General features: G+C 69.8%; 13 protein-coding genes. 9 read left to right on the forward strand and 4 right to left on the reverse strand.

From position 1 onward, the window contains the following. Window positions 1-29 precede the first annotated feature (29 nt). The 3 genes from ACIPY8_RS04535 to ACIPY8_RS04545 all read right to left on the reverse strand — a co-directional run bounded on the left by ACIPY8_RS04535 (window position 30) and on the right by ACIPY8_RS04545 (window position 2,799). Complete coding sequence (locus ACIPY8_RS04535; protein WP_400815424.1) at window positions 30-557, reverse strand: hypothetical protein; 528 nt, start codon at window positions 555-557, stop codon at window positions 30-32. A 100-nt stretch (window positions 558-657) separates the two neighbouring features. Beyond that, a complete protein-coding gene (locus ACIPY8_RS04540; protein WP_400815427.1) occupies window positions 658-1,518 on the reverse strand; it encodes a spermidine synthase in 861 nt (286 codons plus the stop codon). 30 nt (window positions 1,519-1,548) lie between these two features. After that, a complete protein-coding gene (locus ACIPY8_RS04545) occupies window positions 1,549-2,799 on the reverse strand; it encodes an LCP family protein (RefSeq protein ID WP_400815429.1) in 1,251 nt (416 codons plus the stop codon). A 155-nt stretch (window positions 2,800-2,954) separates the two neighbouring features. On the opposite strand from ACIPY8_RS04545, the gene ACIPY8_RS04550 reads away from it, so the two are divergent. The 5 genes from ACIPY8_RS04550 to ACIPY8_RS04570 are packed head-to-tail and all read left to right on the forward strand — an operon-like array spanning window position 2,955 to window position 8,469. Further along, window positions 2,955-4,250: a sugar ABC transporter substrate-binding protein gene (locus ACIPY8_RS04550; protein ID WP_400815431.1), complete on the forward strand. Its 1,296-nt coding sequence runs from the start codon at window positions 2,955-2,957 to the stop codon at window positions 4,248-4,250. Between the two features lie 22 nt (window positions 4,251-4,272). After that, window positions 4,273-5,250: a carbohydrate ABC transporter permease gene (locus tag ACIPY8_RS04555; protein ID WP_400815433.1), complete on the forward strand. Its 978-nt coding sequence runs from the start codon at window positions 4,273-4,275 to the stop codon at window positions 5,248-5,250. Beyond that, window positions 5,247-6,080: a carbohydrate ABC transporter permease gene (locus tag ACIPY8_RS04560; RefSeq protein WP_400815436.1), complete on the forward strand. Its 834-nt coding sequence runs from the start codon at window positions 5,247-5,249 to the stop codon at window positions 6,078-6,080. Before ACIPY8_RS04555 ends, ACIPY8_RS04560 begins: the two co-directional genes overlap by 4 nt. Beyond that, the gene (locus ACIPY8_RS04565; protein ID WP_400815437.1) at window positions 6,077-7,579 is read left to right on the forward strand and encodes a glycoside hydrolase family 3 N-terminal domain-containing protein; all 1,503 of its coding nucleotides are present in this window, start codon (window positions 6,077-6,079) and stop codon (window positions 7,577-7,579) included. Before ACIPY8_RS04560 ends, ACIPY8_RS04565 begins: the two co-directional genes overlap by 4 nt. 14 nt (window positions 7,580-7,593) lie before the next feature. Continuing rightward, the gene (locus tag ACIPY8_RS04570; protein WP_400815439.1) at window positions 7,594-8,469 is read left to right on the forward strand and encodes a MurR/RpiR family transcriptional regulator; all 876 of its coding nucleotides are present in this window, start codon (window positions 7,594-7,596) and stop codon (window positions 8,467-8,469) included. 3 nt (window positions 8,470-8,472) lie between these two features. On the opposite strand, the gene ACIPY8_RS04575 is transcribed toward ACIPY8_RS04570, so the two are convergent. Beyond that, window positions 8,473-9,393, reverse strand: coding sequence for a sugar kinase (locus ACIPY8_RS04575; protein WP_400815441.1), 921 nt, complete (start codon window positions 9,391-9,393; stop codon window positions 8,473-8,475). Between the two features lie 219 nt (window positions 9,394-9,612). Here ACIPY8_RS04575 and ACIPY8_RS04580 point away from each other — a divergent pair, with 219 nt between their 5' ends. The 4 genes from ACIPY8_RS04580 to ACIPY8_RS04595 all read left to right on the forward strand — a co-directional run bounded on the left by ACIPY8_RS04580 (window position 9,613) and on the right by ACIPY8_RS04595 (window position 15,120). Then, entirely contained in the window at window positions 9,613-11,286 is a 1,674-nt protein-coding gene (locus ACIPY8_RS04580; protein WP_400815444.1) for an ABC transporter substrate-binding protein, read from the forward strand. A gap of 126 nt (window positions 11,287-11,412) precedes the next feature. Continuing rightward, window positions 11,413-12,417, forward strand: coding sequence for an ABC transporter permease (locus tag ACIPY8_RS04585; protein ID WP_400815446.1), 1,005 nt, complete (start codon window positions 11,413-11,415; stop codon window positions 12,415-12,417). A gap of 34 nt (window positions 12,418-12,451) precedes the next feature. Continuing rightward, entirely contained in the window at window positions 12,452-13,417 is a 966-nt protein-coding gene (locus ACIPY8_RS04590; protein ID WP_400815449.1) for an ABC transporter permease, read from the forward strand. Further along, window positions 13,414-15,120, forward strand: coding sequence for an ABC transporter ATP-binding protein (locus tag ACIPY8_RS04595; RefSeq protein WP_400815452.1), 1,707 nt, complete (start codon window positions 13,414-13,416; stop codon window positions 15,118-15,120). The genes ACIPY8_RS04590 and ACIPY8_RS04595 overlap by 4 nt, the downstream gene beginning before the upstream one ends. Window positions 15,121-15,135 lie beyond the last annotated feature (15 nt).

The following is a 15,135-nucleotide window of genomic DNA, read 5'->3' on the forward strand; positions in this document are numbered from 1 at the left end:
CATCGGGGCGCAGGCGACATCCGCGCGACTCAGCCCGCGAGCAGCTCCGAGGAGCGACGGCGCTCTGCGGCCTCGATCGCGAGGAGCACGGTCTCCAGCTCGCGGTCGTCGGCTCCCGCCTCGCGGCGCAGGAACAGCGACTGCTTGAAGCTCTCGCGGGCCGTGTCGTAGTCGCCCGACTCGTACGCGTTCCGGCCGTGGTGATGATGCGCGAACGCCGCGATCGACACCCAGCGCTGGCCCTCGGCCTCGGAGGCGCAGGTCGCGAGCTCCTGCTCGGCGGCGGCGTGAGCGCGACGATGCTGCAGCACGGTGGCGTGCAGCACGCGTGCGCGGAGCACGTCCTTGCGGGTCCCCGCCATGCGCGCCTGGCGCACGGTGTCGTCGGCCAGGGCGAGTGCCTCGTCCAGGCGGTCGAGGACCTTCAACAGCCAGACCCGCTCCAGGAGCGCGGGCAGGCTGCGCTGAGGCGAGATCTCGTCGAGGCGTGCCGCGCATTCATCGAGATCGACCAGTTCGCGAAGGCTCTCCTGGTCGTACCCTCGGATGAAATTCATTGCTCTCCTTCCGCAGCATCCCCCGACAAGTGTGCCCTCGATGGGTCGAGCCGTCGGGGCGGCACGCCCCGGACCCGCACATCCGGATCCGTCGGCCGGGTCAGCGCAGGAACAGCGACGCGTCGGGACGGGGCGAGGCGACGGCATCCGCATCGGTCACGACCCGCGCCCCCTGGAGGAACGCGGCGACCTCGGTGCCCTGCGCGATCTTCGCGGGATGCGGGCCGGCCGCAAGCATCCGCGGGAGCCACTCGGTCGGCAGCGGTGCGGCGGACGCGGCGATCACGAGGTTCCCGAAGCGTCGGCCCTTCAGCACCTGGGTGTCGGCGAGCACGCCGATCTCGGGCAGCACCTCGGCGATCGTCGCGACCTGACGGCGGGCGAACGCCAGTCCCGGACCGTCGGCGACGTTCACGAGAAGCACGCCGTCGGGGCGGAGCAGTTCGCGCAGCTCTCGGTAGAACTCGACGCTCGTCAGGTGTGCGGGCGTCTGCGCTCCGGAGTAGACGTCGGACACGACCAGGTCGCAGCTGCCGTGCAGCGCAGCCGGCAGGCGACCCACCCCGTCGCGCGCGTCTCCGATGCGCACCCGGATCGCGGCGCCGCGGGGGAGCGGCAGATGCTCGCGGACGAGCGCGGCGAGAGGCGCCTCGAGCTCGATGACCTGCTGGCGCGAGCCGGGACGGGTCGCCTCGACGTAGCGCGGGATCGTCAGCGCGCCCGCTCCCAGATGCACGGCCGTGAGCGGACCGTCGGGGAGCTGGTCGATCACGGCGCCCATCCGCACGATGTACTCGAAGTGCAGGTGCGTCGGGTCGTCGAGGTCGACGTGCGACTGCGGGGTGTCGTCGACGATGAGCTCGAAGCCGCTCGTGAACTCGGACGGGACGATGCGGGCGATCCCGCCGTGATCGAGTCGAGCCTGCGGCTGCTCCGTGTCCCGCGCGCGCGTCCTGCCCATGCTCCGAGACTACGCGCTCGTCCGGTCGTCTCAGCGCCTCTGGTTGCCCACCGAGCAGGTCTCCTGGTCGACGCTCTGACCGGAGATCTCCGGGGGCAGCGTGGCACGCGGAGCCGCCGTGGCGTCCGGAGTCGCGGCGACGTCGTCGGGCGCGGGCGTCGTGAGCTCCACGCCGTCGTGCGTCGCGACGTCGCCGGAGAGCGAGATCGCCTCTCCCGCCGCGAGCGCCGACCACAGCGCCTCCGCCGTCTGCTCGTCCGGCACGACCTTGACGCCCGGGTTGTCCGGGTCGTCGAGGTTGGGGTACTGCACGAACACGAAGTCCGAGAAGCGGACGTCCTTGAGCGCGAGCGCGAGCTGTCCGAGCGTCAACGGGTTGCTCAGCTTGTCGCTGGGGACGATGTTGTCGGCCACCGTGTCGGCGAGCCGCAGCACCGCGGCCGGATCGCTGAGGGTCTCGGCGCTGAGGATCTTCTTCGCCAGGCGCGACATGTACTGCTGCTGGTTCGAGATGCGCGCGAGATCGCTTTCGTCTCCCACGCCGTGTCGCGTGCGGATGAACGCGAGCGCGGAGGCGCCCGACACGGTGTGCGTCCCCACCGGGAGATCGATCCCGGCCTGCGAGTCGCGGATGCCGTCGCCCGCGACGCACACCTCGACGCCGCCGATCGCGTCGGTGATCGCGATCACGCCGTCGAAGCTGATCTTGGCGGCGAACTCGATCGGGATGTCGCTCAGGTCGGTCACGGTCTTCGCGACGCAGGAGATGCCCGCGTGCTCGAAGACCGAGTTGAGCGGTGCCTTCGACATCGAGGAGGCCGTCGATCCGTCCTCCCGCGTGCACTCGGGCACGGCGACCATCAGGTCGCGGGGGAAGGACACCACCGTGACGTTGCGGGGCGCCGCCGACACGTGCACGAGCAGGTTGACGTCGTTGCGGACGCCCCCGTCCTGATCCTCGCAGCGTTCGCCGAGGAGTTGCGTGGAGATGTCGCCGCATTCGTCGGTGCCGACGATGAGGATGCTGAACGCCTTGTCCGCCGGGTACGCGCCGAGGGAGGGAGGGGCGACGTCCACGGAGTCCTCGAGCGTGACGGCGCCGTCGCCGACGCGGGTCAGGAGGTCGCTCACGACGAAGCCGGCGACAGCGACCGCCGAGACCAGAAGCACGCTGAGAGAGATGCCCAGGATCTTGAGGAATGATGAGAAGGCTGTGGGTGTCGGGAGAGTCGCGTGACGCGCGACGGTGGATCGTCTCTGATCGTCGAGGGCGCCTGACATGCGGCAGAGCCTACCCGGGAACCCTGACGACGCCTGATGTTACGGCTGCGTGACGTTTCTGAGAATAACTTGCAGGAAATTTGTTAGTCGTGAATACTTTTTCCTACGTGGTAGGCACCCCGATGCCGCCAGGACGTTCAAAGAGGAGATCCCTGATGCACAAGCGCATTCTTCCGGTCGTGGCGCTCGGCGCCGCGGCCACCCTGGGCCTGGCGGCCTGTGCCGGCGGTGGCGCCGGCGACAACGGCGGTGCCGTCGACGGCGAGGGCCAGGAGCTCACCGTCTGGATCATGAAGGGCACCAACCCCGACTCCAGCGCCTTCTACGACGAGGTCTCGGACGCGTTCGAGAAGGAGACCGGCGCCACGGTCAAGATCGAGGAGATCCAGTGGGCCGACGCCCACGACCGGTTCGTCACCTCCATCGCGGGCGGGACGACGCCCGACGTGGCCGAGACGGGCACCACCTGGACCGCCGAGTTCGCCGACGCCGGCGCGCTCGAGCCGCTCGACTCCTACGTCGACGCCGAGAAGGGCCTCCGCGACGACCTCGTCGAGGGCCTCGCGGTCGCCGGCACGTACGACGACGAGCTCTACGGCATGCCGTGGTACGCCGGCGTCCGCTCGATCGTCTACCGCACCGACGTGTTCGACGAGCTCGGCCTCGACGCCCCGAAGACGTGGGACGACATCGTCGCCGCGGGCGACGCCATCAAGGCCGCCAAGCCCGACATGCTGCCGTTCCCGGTCCCGGGCGACGCCGAGTTCCAGGTCTACCCCTGGGTCTGGGGCGCCGGTGGCGAGGTCGCCACGCAGAAGGGCGGCGAGTGGACCAGCGAGCTCGACAGCACCGAGTCGCAGGCCGGCATCGAGTTCTACACCGGACTCGCGACCGAGCACGGCTTCTCCTCCGCGGGGGCGACCACCTGGAAGGAGACCGACCTGCGTGACGCGTTCACCCAGGGCAACGTCGCCATGATGCTTTCGGGCTCGTGGACCCCGAAGGCGCTCATCGAGGCGAACCCCGACCTCGAGGGCAAGATCGGCGCCGCGGTCATCCCCGGCGAGGACGGCGGCATCGCTCCGTCCGTGCTCGGCGGATCGCACCTGTCGGTGTTCAACACCACGAAGAACGCCGACCTCGCGTGGAAGTTCGTGCAGCTCATGACCACGGGCGAGTTCGCCGAGAAGTGGGCCGACGAGACCGGCTACTTCCCCGGCGTCCAGTCGGCGATGGAAGAGGCGCTCGCCTCGACCGACCCGCTCGTCGCGCCGTTCGCGGAGCAGATGGTCGAGGGCGGCGCATCCGTGCCGGTGACCCCGAACTTCGGAGCCGTCCAGGCCAAGAAGACGACCAACGCGATGATCCAGGCCATCCTCAGCGGGCAGAAGGACGTCGCGACCGCGACGAAGGACGCCGCCGCCGAGATGACCGAGCTGCTCAACCAGTAAGACAGATAGGCAATATCACCTCATGTCGATGGTGCAAGCGCCACTGCCGGCCACGAAGGCGGAGTCCACCTCCGCCTCCGTGGCCGGCGGCCGGCCGCGCAAGCGAGGCCTCTCGCTGATCACGGCCCGCCCCTGGCTCCTCCTCGCCCCCGGGCTGATCATCCTCGCGGTGCTCATGCTGTGGCCGCTCGTCCAGGTGGTCATCTACTCCCTGCAGGACTACGGTCTGCGTGAGATCAACACGGGGGAGAGCAACTGGATCGGCCTCGAGAACTACGTCGAGGCGCTCACCAACCCGACGCTCTGGACGGTCGTCCTGCCGAACACGGTGGGCTTCGCCGCCGTCGCGGTGTTCGCGACCGTCGCCCTCGGCACGCTCGTGGCCCTGCTGCTCGCGCGGCTCGGCCCGGTGTGGCGCACCATCGTCTCCAGCTGCATCATGGTCGCCTGGGCGATGCCCGCCGTGACCGGCACCTACGTCTGGACGTTCATCTTCGATGCCGACCGCGGCATCTTCAACACGATGCTGCAGAACCTCGGCCTGATCGACGGCGCCGTGAACTGGTTCACGAACCAGTGGTCGTTCTACGGCATCGTGCTCCTCAACGTCGTCCACCACGGCTTCCCGTTCGTGGCGATCACGGTGCTCGCGGGCCTGCTGGGCGTCTCCAAGGAGATGCTCGAGGCCGCGGCGCTCGACGGCGCCGGCGCGTGGCGCCGATTCTGGAAGATCATCTTCCCGACTCTCAAGCCCGTCTTCTCGGTCGTGATCATCCTGTCGACGATCTGGGACTTCAAGGTCTTCGCGCAGGTCTACCTGATGCCCGGCGGCAGCGGCGGCAACAGGCAGGTGCTCAACCTCGGCGTGTGGTCGTACGTGGAGTCCTTCGGGCAGAACCGCTACGGCTTCGGCGCGGCGCTCGCCGTGCTGCTCACGCTGCTCCTGATCGGCATCACGATCGTCTACATCCGATCCCTCATGAAGGAGGACGAGCTGTGAACCCGCGCCCCAGGCTCCGCTCGCGCATCGGGGTCGGGATCGGCGTCGCCGCCGTCCTGATCTTCACCCTGTTCCCCGTCTACTGGATGGTCTCCAGCGCCCTCGACAAGAAGGCGTCGTCGGGCGGGCAGTCGCTGCTCCCGCAGGAGTTCAGCTTCGACAACTTCGCGTTCGTGCTCACCGAGGGAGGGTTCGGCACGTATCTGCGGAACTCCGCGATCGTGGCGCTCGTGACCGTGCTCGTCAGCGCCCTCGTCTGCCTTCTCGCGGCCGTGGCCGTCGCGCGCTTCCGGTTCAAGTTCCGCACGACGATCCTCATGATGATCCTCGTCGTGCAGATGGTGCCCCTCGAGGCGCTCGTGATCCCGCTCTTCCTGCAGGTCAAGAGCCTCGGGCTGCTCAACAGCATCCTCGGACTCATGGTCGTGTACGTGGCGCTGTCGCTCGCCTTCGGCATCTGGATGCTGCGCGGGTTCGTCGCGGCGGTGCCCGTCGAGCTCGAGGAGGCCGCGTACATCGACGGCGCGAGCTGGTGGCGCATGTTCCGCTCGATCCTGCTGCCGCTCGTGATGCCCGGTCTGGTCGCGACGAGCATCTTCAGCTTCATCACGGCGTGGAACGAGTTCATCTTCGCGATGACGATCCTCGGCGCGCAGACCGACCAGTACACGGTCTCGATCGGACTGAAGTCGTTCTTCGGCCTGTACGCGAACGACTGGGGCAGCATCATGGCCGCGTCGACGATCATCACGGTCCCGGTCATGATCTTCTTCGTGATCGTGCAGCGCCGTCTCTCGGCCGGCATGGTGGCGGGAGCGGTGAAGGGATGAGCGACGACCTCGAGCTGCTCGCGAATCGCGTCCTCTGGCCCGGGTTCTTCGGCACCGAGGCGCCCGACTGGCTGCTCGCCGAGCTCCGCGACGGGCTGGCCGGAGTCGTGTACTTCGGTCAGAACATCGGCGACGGACTCGCCGCGCTGAGCGACGCGATCCTCGCCGCGAACCCCGATGCCCTGATCGGCATCGACGAGGAGGGCGGCAGCGTCACGCGGCTCGAGTCCGCGACCGGCTCCACGCTCCCCGGAGCGGCGCAGCTCGGTCGCCTCGACGACGCGGACGCCACGCGGGCGACCGGCGCGGAGCTCGCGCGACGTGTGGCGGCGATCGGCGGGAACGTCGTGCTCGGCCCCGTCGCCGACGTGAACACGGATCCGCGCAACCCGGTGATCGGCGTGCGCTCCTTCGGCAGCGACGAGGCTCTGGTCTCACGCCACACGGTCGCCGAGGTCGCCGGCATCCAGGGCCGCGGTGTCGCCGCGTGCGTCAAGCACTTCCCCGGCCACGGCGACACGCACCTCGACTCGCACCACTCGCTGCCGGAGATCTCCCTCGACATCGAGGAGTTCGAACGCGTGCACCTCGCACCGTTCCGCGCCGCGATCGCCGCCGGGGTCGACTCGATCATGACCGCGCACATCGTCGTCCCCGCGTGGGGCGAGGCGCCCGCGACGCTGAACCCGGCCGTGCTCGGGATGCTGCGCGAGTGGGGCTTCGACGGCGTGATCATCACGGACGCGCTCGACATGGCCGCGATCCGCGAGACCGTCGGAATCGGCGGGGGAGCCGCTCTGGCCCTCGCGGCCGGCGCGGACCTGCTCTGCATCGGGAACCCCACCAACCCCGGCGAGGCCGCACTCGCCGACCAGGACGAGCGGGACTTCCGGGCGGCACGCGACGGCATCGTCGCGGCGCTCCGGGACGGCTCTCTCGCGCGGGAGCGCGTCGAGGAGGCGGCCGCCCGTGTTGCGGCCCTGGCGGCGACGCTGCGAGCGCGGGGCGCCGGTTCGCCGGCGGCCGCGGAGTTCGACGCCCGCGCCATCGTGGGCGGAGCCGTCACGGGCGCGGTCGCGGAGGCCTCGGCCCTCGCGGTCGTCGACGCCCGCCGGCGCTCCACTCTCGCGGTCGACAGCGCCGCGGCCTACGTCGCGGAGGCGCTCGCACGAGGCGACCACCGGGAGCGCCTCGACGTCGCGCGCGCCACCGTCGCGGAGCAGGACGCCGTGCTCGACGCCGCCGTGTCGGCGGAGGGCCTGACCGTGATCCTCGTCGACCGTCCCGATGCGGACGCCGCGCAGCGCGACCTCGTGCGCAGGGCGGCTCTGCGGGATCCGGAGGCGGTCGTCGTGAACGTCGGGCTGGCCCCGGAGCACGAGCTTCCGCTGCCGGTCGTCCAGGTCGGAGCGGCCAGTCGCATCGGCGCCGAGATCGCGGGCGAACGTCTGCGCGGAGCATCCGTTTCGCCACCGACGGGCGCAGGTCGGGCCGACTGAGGCAGGATGGCACCGTGGACGCTGACGTTCTCGCGCTGGTACGCCGATCGATCCCCCGCCTGACTGCCGCTGAGGCACGGGTCGCGGAGACGATCCTCGGCGACCCCACGCTCGTCGTCGACCTCGCCATCAACGACCTCGCCCGGCTGTGCAACACCTCGCTGTCGACGGTTGCGCGCTTCGCGCAGTCCCTCGGCTTCAGCGGCTACCGGGAGCTGCGCGTGGCCGTGGCCCGCACGGTCACGCTCGCCCAGGCGCAGCAGGCCCGATTCAGCCTCGACACGACGGCGATCGACCCCGGGGACGAGCCGCCGGCCATCGCGGCGAAGCTCGCGGCGCAGGAGATCGATGCGATCGAGAAGACCGCGCTCGGGCTCGACGCGGCCGCGCTCGACAGAGTCGCCCACGCGGTGGTCGCGGCCAGACACGTCGACGTGTTCGGGCAGGCGTCGTCGTCGCTCACGGCGCAGGACCTGCAGCAGAAGCTGTCGCGGATCGGCTGCTCGGTGTCCCATTCCCCCGACCCGCATCTCGCGCTCACCGCGGCGTCGCTGCGGACCCGCGAGGACGTCGCGATCGCGTTCTCGCACGGCGGGGAGACGCAGGAGGTCGTGCGTGCGGCCGAGGTCGCGCGAGACGCCGGCGCTCTGGCCGTGGCCGTCACCAGCGTGCCGGACTCGTCGCTCGCCCTCGCGGCCGACGTCGTGCTGCTGACGTACGCGCAGGAGTCGCCGTTCCGCATGGCCGCGATGTCGAGCAGGATCGCGCAGCTCGCGCTGGTCGACATCCTGTTCGTGCGCGTCGTGCAACTGCGGGGCGAGCCCGTGGCGATCCCGCTCCAGCTCACGCACGACGCGGCGGCCGCTCGCCGCCGCGCCCCGCGCCGCTGACGCTCAGTCGATGTGGTCGCGGGTGCTCGACAGCGCCCTCGTGGCGATCCGGTGAGCTCGGGCGAGGCTGCCGCTCAGGGACAGGCCGGTGAGGACGCCCGCGAGGAATCCGGCGGCGAACGCGTCGCCCGCGCCGATGGATTCCACCACGGGGACGTCCAGGGCGTCGCTCTGCTGGCGCTCCTCGCCGTCGAAGGCGACGGCTCCCAGCGGATGGGTGACGAGCAGGAAGCGCGGTTCGGGGAGCAGAGCCCGCAGACGGTCGGGGTCATCGGTCCCGAACACGGCCGCGGCATCGGGGCGCGTGCAGAACACGACGTCGGCGCCGCGCGCGTATCCCGTGAGCACACGGCGGCCCTCGTCCTCCTGGCCGCGCCAGAGCACCGAGCGCCAGTTGACGTCGAAGCTGCGCATCCGGCCCTCCGTCCTGTCCGCGAACAGGGCGTCCTGCGCGGCGCGCGCCGAGGCGGAGAGCGCGGGCGTGATGCCGGAGGTGTGCACGAGCGCGGCCTCGGCGAGGAGGGCGGAGGCCGCGGGCGCCGTGAGCGTGGCGGGCGAGAGGCCCGCGCCGGCGGAGTCCGTGCGGTAGTAGTGCATCGTGCCGTCGATCGAGCCGTCTGGCCCGGTCGACAGCTCCTTCACGTACAGTCCGGTCGGGGCGAGGGCGTCGACCTCGACCGCGCTCGCGTCGACCTCGAGGCGGCGCAGCTCGGCAGTGAGGAAACGCCCGAAGCCGTCGTCGCCGACCCGCGACACCACGGCGCTGCGGATACCCGCCGACGCCAGGGCGATCGCGGTGTTCCACTCGGCGCCGGCGAGGGAGCGGTGGAACGTGCGATTGTCCTCCAGTGGAGCGGCGGTCGCGGGGACGAGGGAGACCAGGCCTTCGCCGACGCAGACGGCGAGGGGAGACGTGTCGGGCACGTTGTGGACATTACCGGATCGCCGACGGGGCTGAAATACCGGAACGTAGGATGCGGCGAGCGCACGGCATCAGCGGGCCGAGGACGGTCGATACCGGATTGCAACCTGCCGCTATTTGGCATCTGTGGATCACCTGGGTAGCGTCGAGGGATCACCGTGTCCGGCGGCGAAGAGGCCCCGGATCGCGCAAGGAAGCGCCCCACAGGGAAGGTCATACACATGCACCACTCGATCACGCGTCGGCGAGGTCTCATCGCCGTCACCGGAACAGCGCTGGCCGCGCTGGTCCTGTCCGGATGCGTCGCCAGCGAGCGCGGCGACGGCGACGGCGGAGCGTCCGGCGACGTCGACGGCACCTTCGTGTTCGCCGCCTCGTCCGACCCCGCGAGCCTCGACCCCGCCTTCGCCCAGGACGGCGAGACGTTCCGCGTCTCCCGCCAGATCTTCGAGGGCCTGGTCGGCACCGAGCCCGGCACGGCCGACCCCGCGCCGCTCCTCGCCGAGAAGTGGGAGTCGTCCGAGGACGGCATGAGCCACACCTTCACCCTCAAGGAGGGCGTGACCTTCCACGACGGCACCCCGTTCAACGCCGAGGCCGTCTGCGCGAACTTCGACCGCTGGTACAACTGGACCGGCCTCGCCGCGTCCGAGGCGTTCGGCTACTACTACAACAAGCTCTTCAAGGGCTACGCCTCCGACCCCGCCAACGCCGTGTACAAGTCCTGCACTCCCGACGGCGACACCTCGGTGACGATCGAGCTCAACAAGCCGTTCGCCGGCTTCGTCGCCTCGCTGTCGCTCCCGGCCTTCGGCATGCAGAGCCCCTCGGCCATGGCCGAGTTCGGGGCCGACGACGTCAGCGGCTCCGCCGAGGCGCCCGTGCTCTCCGAGTACGCCATGGGGCACCCGGTCGGCACCGGCCCCTACCAGTTCGAGGAGTGGGCGCCGGGCGAGCAGGTCACGCTCAAGGCCTACGGCGACTACTGGGGCGATGCGGGTCAGGTCGACGAGATCATCTTCCGCACGATCGACGACCCGACGGCCCGTCGCCAGGCGCTCGAGTCCGGCTCCATCGACGGCTACGACCTCGTCGGTCCCGCCGACACCAAGGCGCTCGAGGACGACGGCTTCACGATGGTGTCGCGTCCGCCGTTCACGATCCTGTACCTCGCCTTCAACCAGGCGGTGCCCGCGCTGCAGGACCCCAAGGTCCGTGAGGCGCTCTCGTACGCGATCGACAAGGACGCGCTGATCAGCCAGGTGCTGCCGGAGGGCACGCAGAAGGCCATCGAGTTCGTGCCCGAGGTCGTCAACGGCTACAACCCCGACGTCACGACGTACGACTACGACCCCGAGAAGGCGAAGGCGCTGCTCGCGGAGGCCGGCTACACCGAAGCCAACCCGCTGGCGCTCGACTTCAACTACCCGGTCAACGTCTCGCGTCCGTACATGCCGGACCCCGAGCAGATCTTCACGGTGCTGTCGTCGCAGCTGTCCGAGGTCGGCGTGCAGACCACGCCGGTGTCGGAGGAGTGGGTCGAGTACCTCGACCGCACCACGGGCACCTCGGACCACGGCATCCACCTGCTCGGCTGGACCGGCGACTACAACGACACCGACAACTTCGTCGGCGTGTTCTTCGGCCAGCAGAGCTCCGAGTGGGGCTTCGACAACCCGGAGCTGTTCCAGAAGCTGACCGAGGCGCGCGGCGTCTCGAACCTGGACGACCAGACCGCGCTGTACGAGGACATCAACGAGATGGTCGCGCAGTTCATCCCGGGCGTGCCGCTCGCGCACCCGGCGCCGACCCTCGCGTTCGACCCGCGGGTGAAGAGCTACCCGGCCAGCCCGGTGAACGACGAGGTCTTCACGGACATCGTCCTCACCAAGTAACAGGCTGACGCCGCCAATCGGTCGTTGAGCGAGGAGCGAAGCGACGAGACGAAACGCAGGGATTCTTGCGGAACCTGCGTTTCGTCTCGCTCCGCTCGCTCAACGACCGTCGGTTAGGAGACCTCTTTGCTGCGCACCATCGGCAGGCGACTGCTGTTCCTCATCCCCACCCTGATCGGCCTCAGCATCCTGCTGTTCGCCTGGGTCAGGGCCCTGCCCGGCGGTCCCGCCGTCGCCCTTCTCGGTGAGAAGGCGACGCCGGAGGCCATCGCCAGGGTCAACGAGCTCTACGGATTCGACAGACCGATCCTGGAGCAGTACTTCATCTGGGTCGGTCGCCTCCTCCAGGGCGACTTCGGGACGTCGATCCAGACGAACCGTCCCGTGGTGGAGGAGTTCTTCCGACGCTTCCCCGCGACGATCGAGCTGAGCGTCATGGCGCTCATCTTCGCGGTGGGGGTCGGCATCCCGCTCGGCTACTGGGCCGCGCGGCGCCACGGGAAGTTCAGCGACCACGCCTCGGTCGTCCTGAGTCTCATCGGCATCACGATCCCGGTGTTCTTCCTGGCGTTCATCCTCAAGTACGTGTTCGCGGTGCAGCTCGGCTGGCTGCCCTCGGACGGACGGCAGAACCCGCGCATAGACGCGACCCATCCCACCGGGTTCTACGTGTGGGACGGGTTGATAACGGGCGAGTTCGACGCCTCCTGGGACGCGATCCTCCACCTGGTGCTGCCGGCGCTCGCACTCGGGACGATCCCGCTCGCGATCATCGTGCGCATCACCAGGGCCAGCGTGCTCGAGGTGCAGAACGCCGACTACGTGCGCACGGGTCGGGCGAAGGGCGTCGGCGCGACGACCCTGCGCAACAGGTTCATCCTCCGCAACGCGATGCTGCCCGTGATCACGACCATCGGACTGCAGACCGGTCTGCTGATCTCCGGCGCCGTGCTCACCGAGACCGTGTTCGCATTCCCCGGCATCGGGTCCTTCCTCGCGAGGGCGATCTTCACGAGGGACTTCCCCGTGCTCCAGGGGTTCATCATCTTCATCGCGATCGCGTACGCGCTCATCAACCTGGCGGTCGACGTGTCGTACAGCGTGATCGATCCGAGAGTGAGGGTGCAGTGATGTCCCCGCTCGTCATTGAGAAGGAGGCGACGTCATGAGCGTCTCGCTCCCCCCGGCACAGGGCCCGTCCGCCGCAGGCGGCGAGCTCGTCGACACGGTCTCGATCGCCCAGGCCGGCCTCACGGCAGGACCGGGCGGTTTCTGGCGCGACGTGTTCCGCCGGCTCCGTCGCAACCCGACCGCGTGGATCGGCGCCGGCATCGTGCTCGCGTTCCTGCTGGTGGCCGTCCTCGCTCCGATCCTCGCGCCGTATCCCGAGACCGCGCTCCCCGGAGCGAAGTCGATCACCCCGACGCACATCCCCGGACCGGGGGAGCTGCCCGAGTTCCCGCTCGGCCTCGACCGCTTCGGCGGCGATGTGCTGTCGAAGCTGATCTGGGGCGCGCAGGCTTCGCTGCTCGTCGGCATCATCTCCACCGCGCTCGGCCTCGTGGGCGGCATGCTGCTCGGCCTCGTCGCCGGCACGTTCGGCGGCTGGGTCGACACGATCATCATGCGCGTGGTCGACATCATCCTGTCGGTGCCGAACCTGCTGCTCGCGGTCTCGATCGCGGCGATCCTCGGCCAGACGCCGTTCGCGGTCATGATCGCGATCGGCGCCTCGCAGGTGCCGATCTTCGCACGGCTCCTGCGGGCGTCGATGCTCCAGCAGCGTTCGAGCGACTACGTGCTCTCGGCGCAGACGCTCGGCCTCGGGCGCGGACGCATCACGATGTCGCACGTGCTGCCGAACGCGATCGGCCCCGTCATCGTGCAGGGCACGCTGACGCTCGCGACGGCCGTGATCGATGCGGCGGCGCTGTCGTTCCTCGGACTCGGCGGCGGACGCCCCGAGACCGCGGAGTGGGGCCGCATGCTGACCTACGCGCAGAACGAGCTGGCGATCGCGCCCTGGCTGGCGTTCTTCCCCGGCATCTGCATCGCGGTCACCGCGCTCGGCTTCACGCTGTTCGGCGAGGCCCTGCGCGAAGCCATGGATCCCCGGACGAGGGCGCGATGAACGTCGACAGCGTCAGGGACGAGAACAAGGAGAACCGGATGCCGAGCGCACCGCTGCTGTCGGTCGAGGGCCTCGCCGTCGACTTCGCCACCATGGACGGCGTCGTCCACGCGGTGGAGGGAGTCGATCTCGAGATCGCGGAGGGTGAGACGGTCGCGATCGTCGGCGAGTCCGGCTCGGGCAAGTCGACCACGGCGATGGCGATCATCGGGCTCCTCGCGGGCGGCGGCCGCGTCGCCTCGGGGAGCATCCGCCTCGACGGTCGTGAGATCGCCCACGCGCCGGAGAACGAGCTGCGCACGATTCGCGGACGTGACATCGGGCTCGTCCCGCAGGACCCGATGTCGAACCTCAACCCGGTCGCGAAGATCGGCACCCAGGTCGCCGAGACGCTGCTCGCGCACGGACTGGCCACGCGGCAGAACGTGGGGGAGAAGGTGGTCGAGGCGCTCACCGCGGCCGGTCTCCCCGATCCCGGGCGTCGTGCCAAGCAGTACCCTCACGAGTTCTCCGGCGGCATGCGCCAGCGTGCGCTGATCGCGATCGGCCTGGCGTGCAAGCCGCGGCTGCTGATCGCGGACGAACCCACGAGTGCGCTCGACGTCACGGTGCAGCAGACGATCCTCGACCAGATCGGCGCCATGACCCGGGAGCTCGGCACCGCGGTGCTGCTCATCACGCACGACCTCGGCCTCGCGGCGGAGCGTGCGGAGCGCGTGGTCGTGATGCACCGTGGCAAGGTCGTGGAGCAGGGGCCCGCGCGGCAGATCCTCGAGGCTCCGCAGCATCCGTACACGCAGTCGCTCGTGAAGGCGGCGCCGTCGGTCGCGGCCGCGCGGCTGCGCCCGGAGGCGTTCGTCGCGGAGCGTCCCACGACGGATGCGGTCGCCGAGGGCGCGACGGCCGCGCCGGCCGCCGACAACATCGTGGAGATCGAGAACCTCACGAAGGTGTACCCGGTGCGCGGACAGAAGGAGGACTTCGTCGCGGTGGACGACGTGTCGCTCGCGATCCCGCGCGGCGAGACGGTCGCGATCGTGGGCGAGTCCGGCTCGGGCAAGACGACGACGGCACGGATGCTGCTGAAGGTGATCGAGCCGACGAGCGGACTGATCCGCTTCGAGGGCAAGGACGTCTCGTCGCTGAGCCGCGCGGAGACCAAGGATTTCCGCCAGCGGGTGCAGCCGATCTTCCAGGACCCGTACTCGAGCCTGAATCCGATGTTCACGATCGAGAGGCTGATCTCCGAGCCGCTGGAGTTCTATCGCCGGGGGAGCGGAGCGGATCGACGCAAGCGGGTGCGCCAGCTCCTGGAGGACGTGGCGCTGCCGCAGTCGATGCTGCGCCGCTATCCGTCCGAGCTGTCCGGAGGCCAGCGTCAGCGCGTGGCGATCGCCCGGGCACTGGCGCTCTCGCCGGACCTGATCGTGTGCGACGAGCCGGTGTCGGCGCTGGACGTGCTCGTGCAGGATCAGATCCTCACGCTGCTCGGCGACCTGCAGCGCGAGTACGGGCTCAGTTACCTGTTCATCTCGCACGACCTCGCGGTCGTACGACTGATCAGCGACTACGTGTGCGTGATGAAGGACGGCTCCCTCGTCGAGGCGGCGTCGTCGGAGGAGATCTTCACGAATCCGCGCGACCCGTACACGCGGCGTCTGCTCGCCTCGATCCCGGGCAACGAGTTGAACATCGCGTCCTGAGGCCGCCGGTCGCAT

It is taken from the genome of Microbacterium sp. NPDC089696 (genome assembly GCF_044749125.1).
In the GTDB taxonomy this organism is placed as follows: domain Bacteria; phylum Actinomycetota; class Actinomycetes; order Actinomycetales; family Microbacteriaceae; genus Microbacterium.